The sequence below is a fragment of the Halobacillus naozhouensis genome, from assembly GCF_029714185.1.
GTDB classification, from domain to species: Bacteria; Bacillota; Bacilli; order Bacillales; family Halobacillaceae; genus Halobacillus_A; species Halobacillus_A naozhouensis.
Map to the genome: position 1 here is coordinate 3,573,367 of NZ_CP121671.1, position 18,255 is coordinate 3,591,621.

Sequence of the window (18,255 nt, forward strand, 5' to 3'; positions counted from 1 at the left end):
TTTATTAACTCCTTTCGTTTTAGGATAATTCTTTATATAATCTTAATAGTTTTTGACTTTCATATTCCCAATTATATTTAGATTCTATTGCCTTCCTTCCATTTTCACCCATTCTAATAGCCTCTGCTGGGTTATCGATAACCCATTGAATGGCTTTAGCAACTTCTTCATTATTTAAGGGATTCACACATATCCCGCATTCATTTCCTTCTATAATTTCCCTCCACAAAGGAAAATCAGACCCAATAACACAAACCCCTGCAGACATATATTCAAACATTTTATTTGGTTGAGCGTTAATGTGATTTGGTTCGGGATAAAAAAGTACCAAACCAGCAATAGATTTATTTAATACGTCTTTAACTTCATTTCTTTCTAATTGATTTAGATAAATAACTTTTCTCCATCCGCTTTTTTTAACAACATTCTCATATTCTTTCAAAGACGCAAACTTCCCACCTAAATAAAGCTTATTGGTAACTAAATCCATTGCGGATACCATTGTTTCGATACCACGATTTTTACTAATTGCACCTATATAAGTTACATAAGGTTCATTTATTTTCTTATTCGAATTTAACGTATGAAGTTCTGATAATATTGGGTAATTATTTACATTAATTGATTTACTATTGAGCTTAATAAATCTTTCATTAATATTAGGAGTTGCTGTAATTAAAGCATTAAATTTTCTTACAGATTTATTTTCATATTTCTTAAAGAGAACGGAAATAAATTTTCTTAATGGTTTTTTGATCCAAGTTTTAGAGAGAATTTGTTTGGGCACATCTTCATGAATATCATATATAACAACTTTTTTTTGTTTTTTTAATTTTAAACCTATTGGAATTAATTCCGGATCATGAAAATGATAAACGTCAGCATCAATTTCCAAGGCTTTCAAATAAACCTCTTTAGAAAACTTTTTAACTCTGTTGATTCTTCCTTTATACGGATTTGTAATTCCATGGACGTTTATCCCATTAAACTCTGTTTCTTTTGTATTTGGGGCAATTAGATGAACTTCATAATTATCTTCAACTAATGACCTGCATTCTTTTAGTGTAATACGGGTGTCATTGTATCTATGTACTGATGTTATATGACATATCTTCATTAATGTACACTCCTTTTGTCATTCCTAAATAATGAACTTGTCATCCATATTACAAATATCGCAAATAGGATGCCGTGTGTTACAAAACTAGTAAACATTGCCGAATTTACTAGTGCCATTGATGGGATAATAATTATTGACATAGATAAGATTAAAGGGGAATTCACAGAAACACTATCAAGTAAAATTAAAATTACGCTTAAAATTATTATAAAAATCAGAATTCCTAACAATCCAAAATTCAAATAACCATCACCAAAGATACCTACATTCGGGCTAAGGTTTTTATCATAAAGTTCCCTAGAAATTAAATCGACCGGACCAACATTATACGGTTTTTCAAAAACAAACGATAATATGTTCATTGATAATTTGTATTTTGAAATACCTTCAAAATACTCAAAATAGACGTAATGTAATTTGGCAGGAACAAAAAATAACCTTCTTAAAAAGAGAGATAGCAACATGACATTATCCGTTAATCTATATAAGACAATCAAAAAAGCCATTGATGAAGATAATGAAATTGATATAAATAGGAGTAAACTATTTTTAAAACCTTTATTAAATAAATAATATAATCCCACTACAACTAAAGGTGCAAAAAGGAAGCTTTTAAAGTTCGTCATTGAAAATAACAGTAACTGCAATAACAATGTAGTTATTATTAAACCTTTATTTCTTTTAATTAAGCCAAATATTAAAAAAAACAAGTTAACGACATGTGCTTGCCAAGGCAAAAGATAGCCTACTAAAGTATTCGTGTTTTCAGAGTATGCCTCCCTTGTCTCATATACTTGTAATAAATTCAAATTTATTCTCTGAAGCCCCCCCGTTGCAAGTAAATAACCATATACAAATACACTAATGCCAAGGAGGGTGAAAATTGCTACTTTATTTCCTTCTCTAAGTAATGGCAATTTGATGCTTTTAGTTTTTGTAATGATCAAATATAGTACAATAAACGAAAATGATATAGTAAAGAAAAAGTCCCTCGGTTCATCTTGTAACCAGTACAAACATGAAATGGGTAAATATAAATTGATAAATAAAATATAAACGACTACTTTACTTGGTTTATTAAAATCATCAAGTTTAGCTAAAAAGAATGATATTAATATAACTAATAGATATGATTCAATTAATTTAATTTGTGATGGAACCATAATGAATCCATTATATTGATATAATGGATTCACAAAAACATAGTATCCATATTCTAATATTGATTTAAATAAGATAGCCGACAAAATTATATATATATACTTTTTTTTAATTGCTAAATTATTTTTCATATTTTTTCCTCTTATTCTTCAATCCTAGATTGTGTTGTTATAGTCGCCTTTACTTTTTAGATAATGTAACGAAATAAAATATAACCCAATATATAATAGAGACATACTTACAGAATAAATTAATAAAGTTATTTCTGGTTTTAATAGTAAAACTTTTGAAGGGTAAATTATCGTAACCATAGACACAACTACTCTAGTGATATCCCATAATAATTGTATATTTTGTTTATTTAAGATATTTAATGTCTGTGATAGTGGAGCAACGGTAAATTGAGCAATAAACATTAAGAATAACACTTGTAAATAAACACCGGAATTTGCCCAAGATTCACCAAATACAAGAGTAAATATACCTTCTCCAAATATACCTAATAATATGATTGGTACAACACCTACAAGAAATAAATTTCTTGCAACTTTTTTATATAACTCCCTGACTAAGTATACATCTTTCTGTAAAAGTTCAGGTGCTTGACTTAAATATACTTGGGAGATTGATTGACCTACTAATGTAAGCGGTAGCCCAAGTGCTCTTTGAGTTAAAGCATAAAAACCCGCTATAGTTGGATTGTAAGCAAAGATTAATACAATGGGAGTAATGTGTGTTGAAAAACTGTTAATAAGACCAGCAGGCATTGAATATAATGGGAAATTCTTATAATAAAATGCAATTGCTTTTATATTATTAAGAGACACATATTTCTTAATATATATATATATATTTGGTTTAAACTTTTATTAAACACTAAGTATAAGCTTAGTATAGCCCCCAAAAAACGTCCAAAAATATCACCAGCTATCAAACCAAAATTTGAAGACGGCATAGTACCTAATAATAATTGTGAAACTACTTTCACCATAGTACTATTGACTTTAATACTCGCAATATTCTTGAACTTATTTAATTTCACAAATAGGTAAGTAATGTTGATAGTAATACCCATAAAAAATAATGTCAGGGGTATTAACCATCTCAATAGATCAACATAGCCATATACACCTAAAAGGGAAAATATATAGTCTCCAAATAACAAAAAAATTAACAAAAATAGGAAAGAGAGTATACTTATAAGCAAGATATTTAAAATAAAAAGATTAATTGTTTCTTTCAGATTTCTTGTTAATGGCAATGCCAATTCATATTTCATTGACACTACCGAACTTAGTATTGAAATTAAAGAAATAAAAATTCCTAATATCCCAAAGTTTTCGGGAGTGTACATTCTAGTTAAAATGGGAGAAGATAAAACCACTAGCCCCTGAGCAAATACAGTCCCCCCCACCAATAGCAATACATGTTTTATAAATTTATTCTCTGTTAACCTTTTAATAATATTCAATTTCTATCTCCACCATAGAGCGCAAATTGTCACAGCTTATAATAATTTGTATTATTCACATTATATTTAAAGGAATTTCTAGTATCAAAAATCGCTTTTGAATTTGATATTATTTTATTGTAATCAAAATCGCTATGATTAGTCGCGATAACTACTAAATCAGCTCTTTCTAACATCTCAACAGTTATTTCTTCTATAGGTGATTTAATAGTCTTCTTATACTTAAACTCTTTTACGTACGGATCTACTACTGTCCAGTTCGCTCCTGCATTATCTAGTTTTTCTAAAATAGGTAGGACAGGTGACTCTCTAAAGTCATCTATATCTTTCTTATAAGCCACTCCTAAAACTAAAACATTAGAGCCATTTAACGCTTTTCCATCATTATTTAGAATTTCCATTATCCTTTTTATAACGTAATCTGGCATATCATTATTAATTTCACCAGCTGTTTCAATTAACTTAGTATGGTAATTATATTCACGTGCTTTCCATGTCAAATACCACGGATCAATCGGAATACAGTGACCGCCTAACCCTGGTCCTGGATAAAATGGCATGAATCCATATGGTTTGGTTGCTGCTGCATCAATAACTTCCCATACATCAATACCCATTTTGTTACATAAAATTGCCATTTCATTTGCCAAACCAATGTTAATGTTACGAAATGTATTTTCTAGTATTTTCTCCATTTCAGCTACAGATGGACTGGAAACCTGGTGAATTTCACTCTCTAATACATTCTCATACATTGTTGCTGCAACTTTAGTACAGTTTTCAGTCATACCTCCAACAACTTTTGGGGTGTTTTTGGTTTTAAACTGCTTATTACCCGGATCAACACGTTCCGGTGAGTATGCAAGGAAAAAATCTTCACCACATTTTAAATTAGATTCTTCTAATATAGGTTTAAGAATTTCCTCTGTAGTGCCCGGATAGGTGGTACTTTCTAGTACAATAAGTGTTCCTTTCTGAAGGTATCCAGAAATTTCAACAGCTGAACTTTCCACATAGGAAGTATTAGGCTGTTTATAAATATCTAGCGGTGTCGGAACACAAATTGCTACTGCATCAACCTCTTTAATGAGCGAGTAATCAGTTGTAGCTTTAAATTTATTAGTACTAACAATATTCTTTAGTTCTTCATCAACTACGTCACCTATATAATTTATACCTTGATTAACTTTTTCAACCCGACTATCCTGTATATCGAAACCAATTACATCGTACCCCGCCTTTGCTTTCTCAACAGCTAAGGGTAACCCGACGTAGCCGAGGCCTACAACGCCAATTACTGCAGTCTTATTCTCTAGCTTATTGATTAAATTCTCAGTAAGTCTACTACTTACTTCTTTAGTTATTGGCATATTCTTTCTCCTTTGTTAATTGAATTGGTCGATTTTGTTTAGCAGATTCATAGAAGGATAAGACGAGTTCCACTGCTTTTCTCCCATCTTTTCCTGTTACAGCAGGTAATCTATCTTCATTAATTGCATTAACCATATCTTCAACTATCCATTGATGACCTGGTGTTCCCCATGGGTCCTCTTCTATCTTCTCTTTAATTTCTTCTAATTCCGCTTCAGGTACACCTTCTATCTCTACATGTTCAAAGTGTAGCGCATTTGTCCCGCCTATTTTCACAGTACCCTTTTCTCCAAAGATGGTGATCGATTCTTCAAAATTCTTTTGATATACCGTCGTTGCAGATTCTACCGTTCCAAGAGCTCCAGATCTAAACTTGATTAGGCCTGTTGAAACATCTTCAGCTTCAATATTCCTCAACCGTGTTGCTTCCATACTAAATATTTGTTCAGGCTTCCCCATGAACCATAATAACAAATCAAGGTTATGTATAGCTTGATTCATTAATACTCCACCATCATATTGTTTCGTTCCACGCCAGGGAGCTTGATCATAATAGTCCTGATTTCGGTTCCAGTTTACCGTTGCATTTACGTGACTGATTTTTCCTAATAAATTTTTATCAAGAATTTTACGAACTTCTTGGACAACTGGCCGATAACGGTTTGGATGAACAACCGATAGTTTTACTTTATTTTTTTCAGCAGCTTCAATAATTCGGTCTGTTTCCTCTAATGTCATCGCAATGGGTTTCTCGAGTATAATATGTTTTTCCGCTTCTGCTACGTGTACTGCTAAAGATGCATGATGTCCACTCGGTGTGCAGATACAAACAACATCAATATCCTCCTTTTCCAACATTTCACTTAGATCAGTATAAGGATTGGCATTATATTCTCTCTCATAAAAGTTCATAGCAGCAGAAATTTTATCACTTACAGCTACCAATTTTGCATTCTTTACCTCTTTGATTGCATTTGCATGTTTTTTAGCTATGAAGCCGCAACCTACTATCGCAAAATTCATTTAGACACCTACTTTTTCGTATTCATTTAAACTATTCAAATACTTTGTCTGTGTTTCACTTTATGGTTTTGTACCGGTCTACCTACTGAATGATACTCAATATTGTTATCCTTCATTTCTTCTAGTTCAAAACAGTTTCTTCCATCAATAACAAGAGGATAATTCATAGACTTAAACACATCCAGATCAACATTCCTTACTTCATCCCACTCCGTAAGAATAAGTGTAGCATCACTATTCTTCACAGCGTCTTCTACGCAACTTGCATACCGAACATCGTCATTAAGTATCTTCTTCGCATTGTCAATCGCGACGGGATCATAAGCCATTACTTCAGCACCTGAGTATATCAAATTTTCTGTAACTACTAATGATGCAGCCTCTCTCATATCATCTGTATTAGGTTTAAATGCCAATCCTAAAACAGCAATTCGCTTCCCTGTTAAATCAGGAATACGTTCATTTAGTTTCGCAAGCAATAACCCTTGTTGTTTTTGATTGACTTTAACTACACCTTTAAGCAACTCAAATTCATACTCAACGTTTCCAGCTATTTGAATCAGCGCTTTCGTATCTTTTGGAAAACACGACCCCCCATACCCAATACCTGCATTAAGGAATTTATCTCCAATTCGCTTATCCATACCCATGCCATTTGCTACATCCTCAACATTAGCACCCAATCTCTCGCAGATGTTTGAGATCTCGTTAATAAAGCTTATTTTCGTTGCAAGAAAAGCATTAGATGCATACTTAATCATTTCGGCACTTTTAATATCTGTTTTAAACACAGGAACTCCAAAGGGCTTATTGATTTCTTCAAGAATATTTGCCGCTTCCTTACTATTTGCTCCAATAACTATACGGTCTCCATTGAATGAATCATAGATAGCGGACCCCTCTTTTAAAAACTCGGGGTTTGAAACGACTTCAAGGTTAACTTGTTGAACTAAGCTTTCATCAATAATGGATTGGATTTTATCATTTGTTCCAACCGGGACTGTACTCTTAGTAACTACAACTGTATTCCTTATAGCGTGAAAAGCTATATCTTTAGCTACTTGTTCTACAAATGAAAGATCAGCTGACCCATCTTCTCTTTCCGGTGTTCCCACTGCTATATAAATTACTTCAGCACTTTCAAAACCTTCCTGGTGATCACTGGTAAAATGTAGTCTTCCTTCATGAATATTTCTGGTCATCATATCTGAAAGACCGGGTTCATATATAGGTGAGATTCCTTGTTTCATTTTCAAAATTTTTTCATTATCTATATCAATACACGTGACGGTATGACCAACATCAGACAAGCTCACACCCGTAACTAGTCCAACATAGCCGGTGCCTACTACTGCAATATTCATTTTATCCCCCTCACTTACGATTTAATTATGAACCTTTGGATTTACTAAAGAATTTATGAATTCCTCTACGTCTGAACCAATTTCATTATTTTTCAAAGCAAACTCTATCGTGGTTTTTATAAAACCAAACTTCTCGCCAACATCATATCTACTTCCTTCAAAGTCATAAGCAAATACACTTTGAAGTTCGTTTAATTCCTGAATTGCATCAGTCAACTGAATTTCTCCACCAGCTCCTGTTTTCTGTTGTTCTAGGGATGAGAAGATTTCAGGGTTAAGAATATAGCGCCCCATAATAGCTAAGGTTGAAGGTGCTGTGCCCTGTGCAGGCTTCTCTACAAAGTTTTTTACCTGGTAACGGCGGTTTTCACTACTAGAAGGATCAATAATACCGTAACGATGTGTTTGGTCATCGGCAACTTGTTGAACCCCAATAATGGACGACTCAGTTTCTTCATACTGATCTATTAATTGTTTAAGACAAGGTGGGTCTGCCTCAACAATGTCATCACCCAATAGTACTGCAAATGGTTCATTACCAATGAATTTACGCGCACACCATACGGCATGTCCCAATCCTTTAGGTTCTTTTTGGCGAATGTAATGAATATCTACATTAGATGTTTCATTTACCTTATCTAGTAATTCAAATTTTTCTTTTTTTATTAAATTGTCTTCAAGTTCAAAGTTATTATCAAAGTGATCTTCTATTGCACGCTTCCCTTTGCCTGTAACAATTATGATATCTTCAATTCCTGATGCAATTGCTTCTTCAACTATGTATTGAATAGTCGGTTTATCAACAATAGGTAACATTTCTTTAGGCATAGCTTTAGTAGCTGGTAAAAAGCGTGTACCTAACCCGGCAGCAGGAATAATCGCTTTTTTAATTTTGTTCATCTAATATTCCTCCAGTAATCTATTTAATTTGAAACAGGTTCTTTTTTATCAATTAATCTAAAGACATTTGATTTAATATCTTCATTAGTCAGGGCATCCATCTCAAATTCAATGAAATTATAGAGAGCGGTAACCGGCACATCATTATTTTTCCCGATATAGATTTTCGGAAAAACTTGCTTAGAATGAACTTCGCCTTCACCGAGAAGTTCTTCGTACATCTTCTCACCAGGACGTATCCCAGCAAACCTAATCCCAATCTCTTCCTCCCTAAACCCTGAAAGAGAAATAAGATTCTTCGCCAGCTCAACAATTTTTACTGGCTCACCCATATCAAGCACAAAGATCTCTCCACCACGAGCTAAAGCCCCCGCTTGCATCACTAGCCTTGAAGCCTCAGGAATCGTCATAAAATATCTTGTCATATCCGGGTGTGTTACTGTCACAGGACCTCCACTTGCAATCTGTTTCTTAAACAAAGGAATGACACTTCCACGACTCCCAAGCACATTACCAAATCGAACTGCCACAAACTTAGTAGAACTGGTTCGACTTAATGACTGAACTACCATTTCAGCCACACGTTTTGTAGCTCCCATCACGTTCGTAGGGTTTACGGCCTTATCAGATGAAATTAGAACAAAGTTTGCGACTCCAGCAACGTCCGCTGCTTCAGCAACATTCTTTGTTCCTATCACATTATTCTTAACCGCTTCTTTCGGGTTTGCCTCCATCAACGGAACATGTTTATGTGCAGCAGCATGATAGATATAATAAGGCTTGTACTCATTTACCACTTCAAAAATACGGTCACGGTCCTGAACGTCTGCAATAACCGTTACAAGCTCCGTTGCTATGTCTAACTGAGACAATTCCATATGAATGGTATAAATACTGTTCTCCCCATGACCTAATAAGAGCAGCTTCTCTGGTCCAAATTTGACTAACTGTCGACAGATTTCTGAACCTATAGATCCACCCGCACCTGTTACTAGCACTGTTTTTCCGTTGATTTCACTAGAAATGGAGTCAATGTCTAACTCAACTGGTTCTCGTCCTAATAAATCCTCAATTGATACATCACGAATTTGATTGACTGAAACATTTCCAAGAGCTATATCTTCAATCATTGGTAGAGTTTGGACATTTTTAACGACCTTTTGTGATTCTCGAATAATGTCTTTAACCCGATTTCGTTCAATCGAAGGCATGGCAATAACTATGTGATTGATTCCATAACTCTGTGAAATCTCCTCAATTTTTTCTGTACTTCCAAGCACAGGTAAGCCACCTATCGTTAGGTGATGCATGGTGAAATCATCGTCAACAAAACCAATTAGGTTTGTATTCACTTCTTCTGAACCCTTCATCTGTCGTGCCAGCATACGTCCAGCAGATCCTGCACCTACAATTAGTGTTGTTTTTAAATTTGGGTCATTTTTTACCAATTTTGCTTTTTTCCCTTTAGGGTTAACCGTAAGTCCGTAGGTTTTATAATATCTCCAGGCGAACCTTACTCCACCTATTAGTAAAATATGTAGCATCCAAGTAATAACAAGTGCACGTTCATAAATAGAACCAAAGGCTAAAGCTTGAACAGCTGCAGCCGATAAGATAGATAAAGAGACAACGACTATAATTCCGAGTAATTCTTCCATACTGGCATAACGCCACTTTTTCTTATACATCCCAAATACACTTGAAAACATATGGTGAGTTAACAACAATGTTAAAGCTGAAACAAACATCATCCAATCAAATGTAGTCACATAAGGATTCAGGAAAAAGTGGGACATATAGATCGAAAAAGATACTATGATTGAATCTATAATAATTAATAAAGCCAATCTCTTTCTAAAAGCGTTAGTCATTTTTAGTAAACACCCCTTCCCTCACAAATTAGAGGTCACACAAAAAAACTTGTGTAACCCCATATCTTATTAAAATAATCCCAAAAACTTTTTCTTTTTAACATGCTGAGGTACATCCGAAGCTAACGCTTGTCCTTCCGCTACATACTCCGCATTTTCCGCAAATAAATAAACCATGGACTGACCATAGTTTTTTCGTAACTCCCTATAGGCATCCTTCATACAAAACCCTCTTGAAGTGGTGTTGTGAGCATCAGATGCAATAAGGTGGGTCAGGTTCGCTTCGATCAGTTTGTGAGTGAACTTCTGAATGTTCTTTCCGAAGCGTCCGCATAGGCTGGCTGCTGTAATTTGCGTGTATGCACCTTTTTTAACAAGGTTGTAGAGTGTGTCGGGATGCTGGATAATATGTCGATTGCGTTCAGGATGGACAATAACGGGCTGATAGCCTTCTACTTGCATGTCGAATAGTAGTTTACTAGCATATCTCGGAACAGTATCGGACGGAAATTCGACAAATACATAGTTCCCTGTTTCGTTTAAAGTGAGGATTTCATCGTTTCTGAGCCCCTCTAACAGATCTCCGTGGATGCGTGTTTCTTGTCCAGGTAAAACGGTTAATGGAATCTCATAATCTGACAAATGTCGATTGAGCTCAGCCACTTGGATCATGATGTTGTTCTTGTAGTTATTGTAGGCCCCGTTCTGGTGGTGAGGTGTAGCAATAATGGTATGTATGCCGTCAGCTACCGCCGCTTCGGCCATCTTGATGCTTTCTTCTATGGACTGAGCACCGTCATCAACACCCGGGAGTATATGGCTGTGAATATCAATCAATAGTCCCTCTCCTCTCTAGTACTTATAATGTATATTTTGTTTACATCTTTAAAATACTTTGTATTAAAGACATTATAGCAGGTTTCTTTAGGGTAATGAAGGGGGTTATTTGGAGAATATTCCTAGCTCGCTAACAATTTTAGGGAAAAATGTTTGTAAATCAAGGATATATACGACGGATTTTTTCAAAACTTTTTTACTAGGACATTTTCAGTATGCGCTTACATTATATATAGATTATTAATAACCCCTCACCACTATATAGAATACTATCAAATTGTTAATTGCATATTACACTCGTGTTTCATTCTATTTAAGTTTTTTAGCGAAATTTGTAGGTATATATTATATATCTTAATCAGGCCTCGCCCTAAATCTACTTGCTTCCTGCCCGAAATAATAAATATGAACCATCATGCAAGCTAGCACAACACCTATGCAATTTTTTAGTAAATCAATAAGCGTAAAAGACCTCCCCACAACATATAACTGATGAACTTCATCCACTAACCCATATAGCATTGCAACGGCCGCTACTGCATAACTGGTAGCCTTCGTAAACTTCTTGTTTACCCTTAGTGCTCCAACCAATAGTAAATACAAGAAGGCAAACTCGATCACATGCAAGCTTTCAAACAAGATATTGATGGTCATGGAAATATACCGATGAAGCTTTTAATTTCTGCGATCGTAGAGCTCGATTGCAACCAAATTAGAATCATATAAAGGACGGGTAGGATCGTAAATAAAATACGACGCATGGAATATACACTTCTTTCTTATTATTTTGTGCTTATTCCTCAAGTATTGATCGTTCATTTCGATAACATACATACAGTAAAAAAAGAGACCCCTTAAGGTCTCTCAGAATTACTTGCCCTGGCAGCAAAAATCTCTTTAAGTGAGAACCGAACAGTAAAGTTGTCTTTTCGATGGATCGTTTATTAGTCCCCGACATTTCTAACCCCTTCTTCTCTGAAACTGCACGAATGATCGAGGACCGTGCACACAGAAAAGCCTATGGAGAAATGTAAACTCTCCATGGGCTTTTTCCTGTTATGAACCAGGATAAATTACGTTCATTTGCTGAGTAGAACTTCCAGTAATTAATTTTGCCGAAATGCGGTCCTTTTTAATAGTAAATTCTCCGTTATGCATATCTAAGAGCCTTTTCACAGCAAGCTGTCCAAGTTCTTGTTCGTTTTGCTTTAAATGTGTGAAGTCCATTTGGAGATCATTCCATTCAGGGCTGTCAAAACATATTATCGAGATATCCTCTGGCACCCGAAATCCTAACTGTTGGATCGCAATTTTCGCCAAAACAGCAATATTATATTCTAACGCAAACAATGCCGTTATGTGCGGGTTGTTCTTAAGGTGTTGGGTAATAACTTTTATATCTTCCTCTTTTGTAGCTAGAGGAGTAGGTAAGGTGCTTTTTATGTCAGAACACCAAAGATCACGATTGACGATGCCTTTCTTTTCAGCAAATGCATTGACAATTCCATTGAGGCGATCTTCAATGGTGGTGGTTTCAAAATTTTCAGGGATGAGGACTCCGATGTGTTCATGGCCTAAGTCAAGTAAATAATGAGCGCCTGTTTTTGCTGCCTCTTCATTCTCTGTTGATACGGACGTCGCCGCAACTCCTTTAAACGATCGGTCAATAAGGACAAGCGGAAATTTGTCCACGACCATCTTGAGGATCTCAGAGCTATAATGTTCTGCCTGTGCTGGAAAGACAATTAAGCCGTCTACACCAAAATCAAGCAGTTCTTTCACTAGCTTCTCTTCTCGTTCGGCGTCTCCTAATGAGCATTTTAAAATGACCATGCACTGATCGGTTGATGCTTTCTCAATAGAAGTAATCAACTTGCTTCCATAGCTATCATTAAAATTTGTCACAATTAAACCAAATAGAGGTTTATCTGTGTTTCTGTGAGGAGTTCCCTTATGACTGGTTTGGAAACTAGCTACAAATGTGCCCTTTCCGCGCTGCCGATACACATATCCTTCATTCCTTAACTTCTCGAGAGCTTTTTTACTGGTAATTCTACTTACCTGGAACATCTCTGACAAGTTTGTTTCTGAAGGAACTCTGTCTCCTACTTTATATTTAGACGAAATTATTTCATTTTTTAATGATTCGTAGACTTGTTCATATAACGATTTCATGCCGTCACCTCTAATTTTTAAAAGCACCTTTAGTATAACAATATACCAACTTCAAGCAAAGAAAAGGGTAAGGTCCATAACTTCTCCCCCGCTACATGAATGAGCGGGGGAGAAGCTGAACATCCAGTTAATTTGTTAAGCTGACACGGAAAGTTTTGATCTCATAAGGTTTGATCTCAAATTGGAATGGTCCCGTATTCTTGTCAGCGTCTAATTCGCGCTCCATTAAATCGCATTCCTGCCACGAAGATACGTTAAATTCACTGGATATTTCCACTCTTCCTCTTGCTCCAGTAAATTCATGTAAACGCACAATCATTTCATCAGCATCTTCAGCTTTCTTCACGGCATCTACCCATACATGTTCATTATTTACACTAAATAAGGAGGTTCTATTTGAATTCCCCTCGCCGTAGGTAAATGGATTATTTAAGGACCAAGCTTCTTGCACAGTCCCAGCTTCTCTCCAATCTCCTTTATGCGGTAATAGTGAATACGTAAACCAATGTTCACCTTGGTCCTGTTCAACATCCGGATCTGTAGAGCATTTCAGTAAAGTTAACCGAATGACATTGTCTTTCACATCATGGCCGTATTTACAGTCATTAAGCAGGCTGACTCCATAACCTGTTTCGGATAAATCTACCCATTGATGGCCTACAGACTCAAACCTGGCGTGATCCCAACTCGTATTCCAATGAGTGGGCCTTTTTACATTTCCGTATTGAATATCGTAAGTAGCTTCCGTCGCCCTTACATCAACTGGAAAGGCAACCTTAAGCAGCTGTTCTCTCTCATGCCAATCTACATGTGTCTCAAAGTCGATCCGTGGGTTTTTGGCGTACACCATCATGTGTTGCTTAATCGTTGATTGGTGGTGCTCCCAAGTGAATTCAATCACGGTTCGAACTGGTCCCTCTTCTACTACCTTGGCGAATAGTAATGATTGGATTTCTTTTTGCTTTTCCTGATAATAGAGATCAATATCCCAGGCATCAAACCTCATCGGTTTATCTTCAAATAACTGAAATACATTCCCTTTTTGGTTTGCAGCTAGAACATTTCGGCCATTGGTAACATCTACAACTTTCTCTAGTTGTCCGAGATCATTCCATTCGATTTCGTAATAGGGTGTTAAAATTCCATTGTCCTTTAGCGTAAAGGGTGACGACTTCGTTTCCGCGCCTGCAGAACTATGAATAGAAGCTTTCCCCAAAGAAGGAATCTCTTCAGCACGCACGATCCAATCTCCTTCCGCCGTTCTCTGAGCGTCTAGGGTTTCTCCGTTTTCGTCTGTCCAAGTAACCTCTTCACCTTCCTGAGCTATCCGAACCATATCTGTTCGTTGATGAGAGCCAGAGTTAAAGATGGTATAGTTCCCTTGCGTATGATCTACAAGCTCATTCCTCGCATCGGACCATGCACTCTCTGCTAGTTCTCGAGCTTCTTCGTACTCTTCTTTGCTATCCTCATATACTTCTCGAATCGACGAGCCCGGGATAATATCATGAAATTGGTTGCGTAAGACTGTTTTCCAGCTCTCTGTAAGGTCCTCTACAGGGTAGGAGGACCAGGATTGTTTTTGGACACTTTTTAAAGAATTTAACCATTCCGTTTCCCTGAGTAGGAGCTCCATCTTCCGATTCATGCGCTTATTGTATGCCTGACTCGTATAAGTTCCGCGATGGTATTCTAAGTATAATTCGCCATCCCACGTATGGACGTATTGGTCCGTTCCATCAATGGTTTCGTGTAGACGCCTGAAATATTCATCTGCACGGCCGGTTTTAACTTTTGGAAGGCCTGGTATTTCATCGAACCGCCTTCTCTTTTCAAGCATTTCACGGTTCACCCCGCCTCCTCCATCTCCATAACCATAAGAAAGGAGCAGTTCCTGGTTTACCTCTTTATCTCGATAAGCATCCCATATTCCTTTTACAGTCCGTGCGTTGATTTTACCGTTATAGGTGTAGAACCAGCGATCATCCTCAGGTGTCGTAATAAAATGGGTAAGGATTTCAGTCCCATCGATCCCCCGCCACTTAAAAGTATCATGGGGCATCTTATTGTATTGACTCCAGCTTATTTTTGTAGTCATGAATGTCTTTATTCCTGATTTTACAAGGATTTGCGGCAACGCCCAGCTATAACCAAACACATCTGGCAGCCACAAATATTCACATTCCTTCCCAAAGTGCTCCTTAAAGAATCTAGTACCAAGCAACAGCTGACGTACAAGTGACTCTCCTGAAGTTAAATTACAATCGGCTTCCAGCCACATTCCCCCTTCAGGCTCCCAGCGCCCTTCTTCAATTCTCTTTTCCATTTGCTCGTAAATCTCAGGATAATCTTGACTAATATAGTCATACAACTGTGGCTGGGTCTGAAGAAATACATAATCAGGATATTGTTCCATAAGACGCAATACGGTAGAAAACGATCTGGCCGCTTTTTCTCGTGTATGCTTCAGCCTCCACAACCAAGCTACATCAATATGGGTGTGACCTATGGCATTAATGGTGATCATGGATTGGTTAGGAATTTGCTGAATCTCTTCTCTTAATCTTTCCTGCGCTTGGTGCACAGTTGAATAAAATAAGTCGCTTCCTGGTTGAGACCAATCTATTAAATGAAAGGCTCTGTCCAGCGCTTTTAGAAGGGCTATGCCTTCAGATTGGTTTTCGTCAAGGTATTTCACGGTATCCAAAGCGGCCTCAGCTGTAAAAAATAAATCATCCGTCTTTTCATCAAGCCAGGAAACAAACGCCTTCGTCAGCTGATGTTCCTGAATGGTTGGCGTTCCTCCTCCCTCCAATCCAGACCATAAACGAAAGCAAAGCTCCACATCACTCCCCGCTAATCCGCCGTTCATAAAAACTTCCTGATGGTTCATATCGACCCCTTGAAAAGGACGATTGTTCAAATAAAGCAGTGACTCGAACCCGGAATTATGACCACCGCCCGTTTTTCCGAAATCAAAAACGCCTACTATTTTTTTATCTTCCCAATGTTGTGGAAGGGAAACCGTAGTCTTCAACCAAAGGTATTTATCCCGTCCTTCCCAACGGTCCCCGGTACTCATTGTTCCCCATTCTCCTTGTTGAGGGGGGCGCTCACCAATTTCTCCTTCTTCATCGAGCATATACGAAAACGCCTGAATGGGATATAAATCTCTATATCTATAAGAAGCTAATTCTTGAATTCGATCTTCTAGTTTTTCGATAGTCCAAAACATAGCAAAACTCCTTCCTATGATTTTCTAACCTTTTGTCGCTCCACCTAAGCTAAACCCTTGAGACATAAAGCGTTGGGCAAAGATGTAAAGAATAACAGCAGGCATTGTGTAAATAATTGAGAAAGCTGCTAGTTTCCCATATTCAACCATTCCGTACGACCCGAAAAATTGATAGATTGTCACAGAAGCCGGGAATTTATCTGGTGATTGAATTAAAATATACGGAACAAAGAAATTTCCCCAGCTCATCGTAAAGGTGAAAATTCCTACTGTACATATCCCCGGTATCATTAGCGGGGCGACAACCCTTCTAACACCGCGCCAAATGGAAGCCCCATCCACCCATGCCGATTCTTCTAATTCTAGAGGGACAGCATCCATAAAGTTTTTTAACATCCATATGCCATAAGGGAGCCCCGAAGCCGTAAGAAAAAGCATGGTCCCAACTAAAGAATCCTGGAGATTCAAATAGATAAACAACTGATAAACAGGAACCATAACAGCTGTAATCGGCAAGGATGTCATAAACAAAATCGTAAACATAAATGGCTTCTTATACTTTTGTGAATACCGGGATAACGGGTAAGCCGCTAACACCCCGACAATCACGACAAGTACAGCTTGACCACCTGATAAAAATAGTCCAATGATAAAGGAACGGATGGTGGCCGGATCAGACAAAATGGAAGTAAAGTTACTAAAGGTTAACTTGTCAGGAATAGTCAAGGCTTGCTTCGCATTCATATCAACTGAAGCAAACAACACCCACAAGAGAGGCAGAATAAAACAAAGTGCGATAATCGACAAAATTACATAGGGTAATACCTTTTCCATCTTAAAGCGATTCATTCTTTCCACTCCTTCTAAATCTGTACTTTCATGGAACGAATGTAGAATAAACTTGCAATGATCCCAATGACCAGAAGAACTAACGAAATAGCTGTGCCATAACCTAGTTGATAATTTACAAACGCCTGATTATACATAAAAATTGGGAGCGTTTGAGTTGAATTGCCAGGCCCGCCACCTGTCATGGTATAGATAAGAGTGAATACTCCCAGGGTTTGCAGTGTAACGAGAATCATATTGGTCACAATTGACCCTTTCACCATTGGTAGAATTATGCGGAAAAGCAACTGAAATTTAGATGCCCCATCGATGATGGCTGCCTCTTCCACCGTTTTAGGGACGTCATCCAAGGAGGCTTGAAAGATCATCATAGAAAATGCTGTCCCGTGCCATATATTCGCTATACACACGCTGATCATAGGAAAGGTGAACAACCATGCGACCGACTCTAATCCAATGGAGTTTAATAACATATTCAGTGTTCCATTATCACTGAGAAAAGCCACCCAGCAGAAGGCAACGACAATTTCGGGAGTTACCCACCCGGCAATTATGATGATCCCGATAGTCCTTCGAAACGTTGTGTTTTTTCCTTTCATTAATATTGCTAAGAGAAACCCCAGGACTTGCTGCCCGATAATGGCGGACAAAAATAAAAACACAATTGTTCTCAAGACACTTATTCTGAAGCCAGGATCTTGAAACATGGTCACAAAGTTTTGAAAACCGATGAATTCCGTACTTTGCGCTTGCGCTCCCGTTAAAGCTAGATTTGTAAAGGAAAAATAAAAGGTTAATAGGATAGGACCCACGAAGAAGATCAGTAATAAAATCCAAGAGGGCAGCAAGAAAAATATGGATCGATACATGACTGCCTT

Annotated in this window: 15 protein-coding genes; all 15 read right to left on the reverse strand. The window is 37.0% G+C overall.

Translation table 11 applies throughout. The features are described from left to right. Window positions 1–19: 19 nt before the first annotated feature. Window positions 20–1,117: a glycosyltransferase family 4 protein gene (locus P9989_RS18375; RefSeq protein WP_283076300.1), complete on the reverse strand. Its 1,098-nt coding sequence runs from the start codon at window positions 1,115–1,117 to the stop codon at window positions 20–22. Beyond that, window positions 1,117–2,412 carry an oligosaccharide repeat unit polymerase gene (locus P9989_RS18380; RefSeq protein ID WP_283076301.1) on the reverse strand — a complete coding sequence of 432 codons (1,296 nt, stop codon included), beginning with the start codon at window positions 2,410–2,412 and terminating at the stop codon, window positions 1,117–1,119. The genes P9989_RS18375 and P9989_RS18380 overlap by 1 nt, the downstream gene beginning before the upstream one ends. A gap of 24 nt (window positions 2,413–2,436) precedes the next feature. Further along, window positions 2,437–3,048 carry an oligosaccharide flippase family protein gene (locus tag P9989_RS18385; protein WP_283076302.1) on the reverse strand — a complete coding sequence of 204 codons (612 nt, stop codon included), beginning with the start codon at window positions 3,046–3,048 and terminating at the stop codon, window positions 2,437–2,439. 41 nt (window positions 3,049–3,089) lie between these two features. After that, window positions 3,090–3,752, reverse strand: coding sequence for a lipopolysaccharide biosynthesis protein (locus P9989_RS18390; RefSeq protein WP_283076303.1), 663 nt, complete (start codon window positions 3,750–3,752; stop codon window positions 3,090–3,092). A gap of 29 nt (window positions 3,753–3,781) precedes the next feature. Further along, entirely contained in the window at window positions 3,782–5,122 is a 1,341-nt protein-coding gene (locus P9989_RS18395) for a nucleotide sugar dehydrogenase (RefSeq protein ID WP_283076304.1), read from the reverse strand. Continuing rightward, window positions 5,109–6,146: a Gfo/Idh/MocA family protein gene (locus P9989_RS18400; protein ID WP_283076305.1), complete on the reverse strand. Its 1,038-nt coding sequence runs from the start codon at window positions 6,144–6,146 to the stop codon at window positions 5,109–5,111. The genes P9989_RS18395 and P9989_RS18400 overlap by 14 nt, the downstream gene beginning before the upstream one ends. Window positions 6,147–6,181: 35 nt before the next feature. Beyond that, window positions 6,182–7,510 (reverse strand): UDP-glucose dehydrogenase family protein, encoded by a 1,329-nt coding sequence (locus tag P9989_RS18405; RefSeq protein ID WP_283076306.1) that lies wholly within the window; start codon window positions 7,508–7,510, stop codon window positions 6,182–6,184. A 21-nt stretch (window positions 7,511–7,531) separates the two neighbouring features. After that, window positions 7,532–8,410, reverse strand: coding sequence for a UTP--glucose-1-phosphate uridylyltransferase GalU (galU, locus tag P9989_RS18410; protein WP_283076307.1), 879 nt, complete (start codon window positions 8,408–8,410; stop codon window positions 7,532–7,534). 23 nt (window positions 8,411–8,433) lie between these two features. Further along, a complete protein-coding gene (locus P9989_RS18415; protein ID WP_283076308.1) occupies window positions 8,434–10,281 on the reverse strand; it encodes a polysaccharide biosynthesis protein in 1,848 nt (615 codons plus the stop codon). 69 nt (window positions 10,282–10,350) lie between these two features. Beyond that, window positions 10,351–11,118, reverse strand: coding sequence for a tyrosine-protein phosphatase (locus P9989_RS18420; RefSeq protein ID WP_283076309.1), 768 nt, complete (start codon window positions 11,116–11,118; stop codon window positions 10,351–10,353). A gap of 354 nt (window positions 11,119–11,472) precedes the next feature. Continuing rightward, a complete protein-coding gene (locus P9989_RS18425) occupies window positions 11,473–11,772 on the reverse strand; it encodes a VanZ family protein (RefSeq protein ID WP_283076310.1) in 300 nt (99 codons plus the stop codon). Between the two features lie 402 nt (window positions 11,773–12,174). Then, window positions 12,175–13,293 carry a GntR family transcriptional regulator gene (locus P9989_RS18430; protein ID WP_283076311.1) on the reverse strand — a complete coding sequence of 373 codons (1,119 nt, stop codon included), beginning with the start codon at window positions 13,291–13,293 and terminating at the stop codon, window positions 12,175–12,177. Between the two features lie 127 nt (window positions 13,294–13,420). Continuing rightward, the gene (locus tag P9989_RS18435; RefSeq protein WP_283076312.1) at window positions 13,421–16,528 is read right to left on the reverse strand and encodes an alpha-mannosidase; all 3,108 of its coding nucleotides are present in this window, start codon (window positions 16,526–16,528) and stop codon (window positions 13,421–13,423) included. A gap of 24 nt (window positions 16,529–16,552) precedes the next feature. Further along, complete coding sequence (locus tag P9989_RS18440) at window positions 16,553–17,377, reverse strand: carbohydrate ABC transporter permease (RefSeq protein WP_283076313.1); 825 nt, start codon at window positions 17,375–17,377, stop codon at window positions 16,553–16,555. A 14-nt stretch (window positions 17,378–17,391) separates the two neighbouring features. After that, complete coding sequence (locus P9989_RS18445) at window positions 17,392–18,246, reverse strand: carbohydrate ABC transporter permease (RefSeq protein WP_283078976.1); 855 nt, start codon at window positions 18,244–18,246, stop codon at window positions 17,392–17,394. Window positions 18,247–18,255 lie beyond the last annotated feature (9 nt).

What these genes read in the sequence shown, in the direction of transcription:
- P9989_RS18375 (WP_283076300.1), bottom strand. Translation starts at nt 1,117, where the DNA reads ATGAAGATATGTCATATAACATCAGTACATAGATACAATGACACCCGT.
- P9989_RS18380 (WP_283076301.1), bottom strand. Translation starts at nt 2,412, where the DNA reads ATGAAAAATAATTTAGCAATTAAAAAAAAGTATATATATATAATTTTG.
- P9989_RS18385 (WP_283076302.1), bottom strand. Translation starts at nt 3,048, where the DNA reads ATGCCTGCTGGTCTTATTAACAGTTTTTCAACACACATTACTCCCATT.
- P9989_RS18395 (WP_283076304.1), bottom strand. Translation starts at nt 5,122, where the DNA reads ATGCCAATAACTAAAGAAGTAAGTAGTAGACTTACTGAGAATTTAATC.
- P9989_RS18400 (WP_283076305.1), bottom strand. Translation starts at nt 6,146, where the DNA reads ATGAATTTTGCGATAGTAGGTTGCGGCTTCATAGCTAAAAAACATGCA.
- P9989_RS18405 (WP_283076306.1), bottom strand. Translation starts at nt 7,510, where the DNA reads ATGAATATTGCAGTAGTAGGCACCGGCTATGTTGGACTAGTTACGGGT.
- galU (WP_283076307.1), bottom strand. Translation starts at nt 8,410, where the DNA reads ATGAACAAAATTAAAAAAGCGATTATTCCTGCTGCCGGGTTAGGTACA.
- P9989_RS18415 (WP_283076308.1), bottom strand. Translation starts at nt 10,281, where the DNA reads ATGACTAACGCTTTTAGAAAGAGATTGGCTTTATTAATTATTATAGAT.
- P9989_RS18425 (WP_283076310.1), bottom strand. Translation starts at nt 11,772, where the DNA reads ATGACCATCAATATCTTGTTTGAAAGCTTGCATGTGATCGAGTTTGCC.
- P9989_RS18430 (WP_283076311.1), bottom strand. Translation starts at nt 13,293, where the DNA reads ATGAAATCGTTATATGAACAAGTCTACGAATCATTAAAAAATGAAATA.
- P9989_RS18435 (WP_283076312.1), bottom strand. Translation starts at nt 16,528, where the DNA reads ATGTTTTGGACTATCGAAAAACTAGAAGATCGAATTCAAGAATTAGCT.
- P9989_RS18440 (WP_283076313.1), bottom strand. Translation starts at nt 17,377, where the DNA reads ATGAATCGCTTTAAGATGGAAAAGGTATTACCCTATGTAATTTTGTCG.
- P9989_RS18445 (WP_283078976.1), bottom strand. Translation starts at nt 18,246, where the DNA reads ATGTATCGATCCATATTTTTCTTGCTGCCCTCTTGGATTTTATTACTG.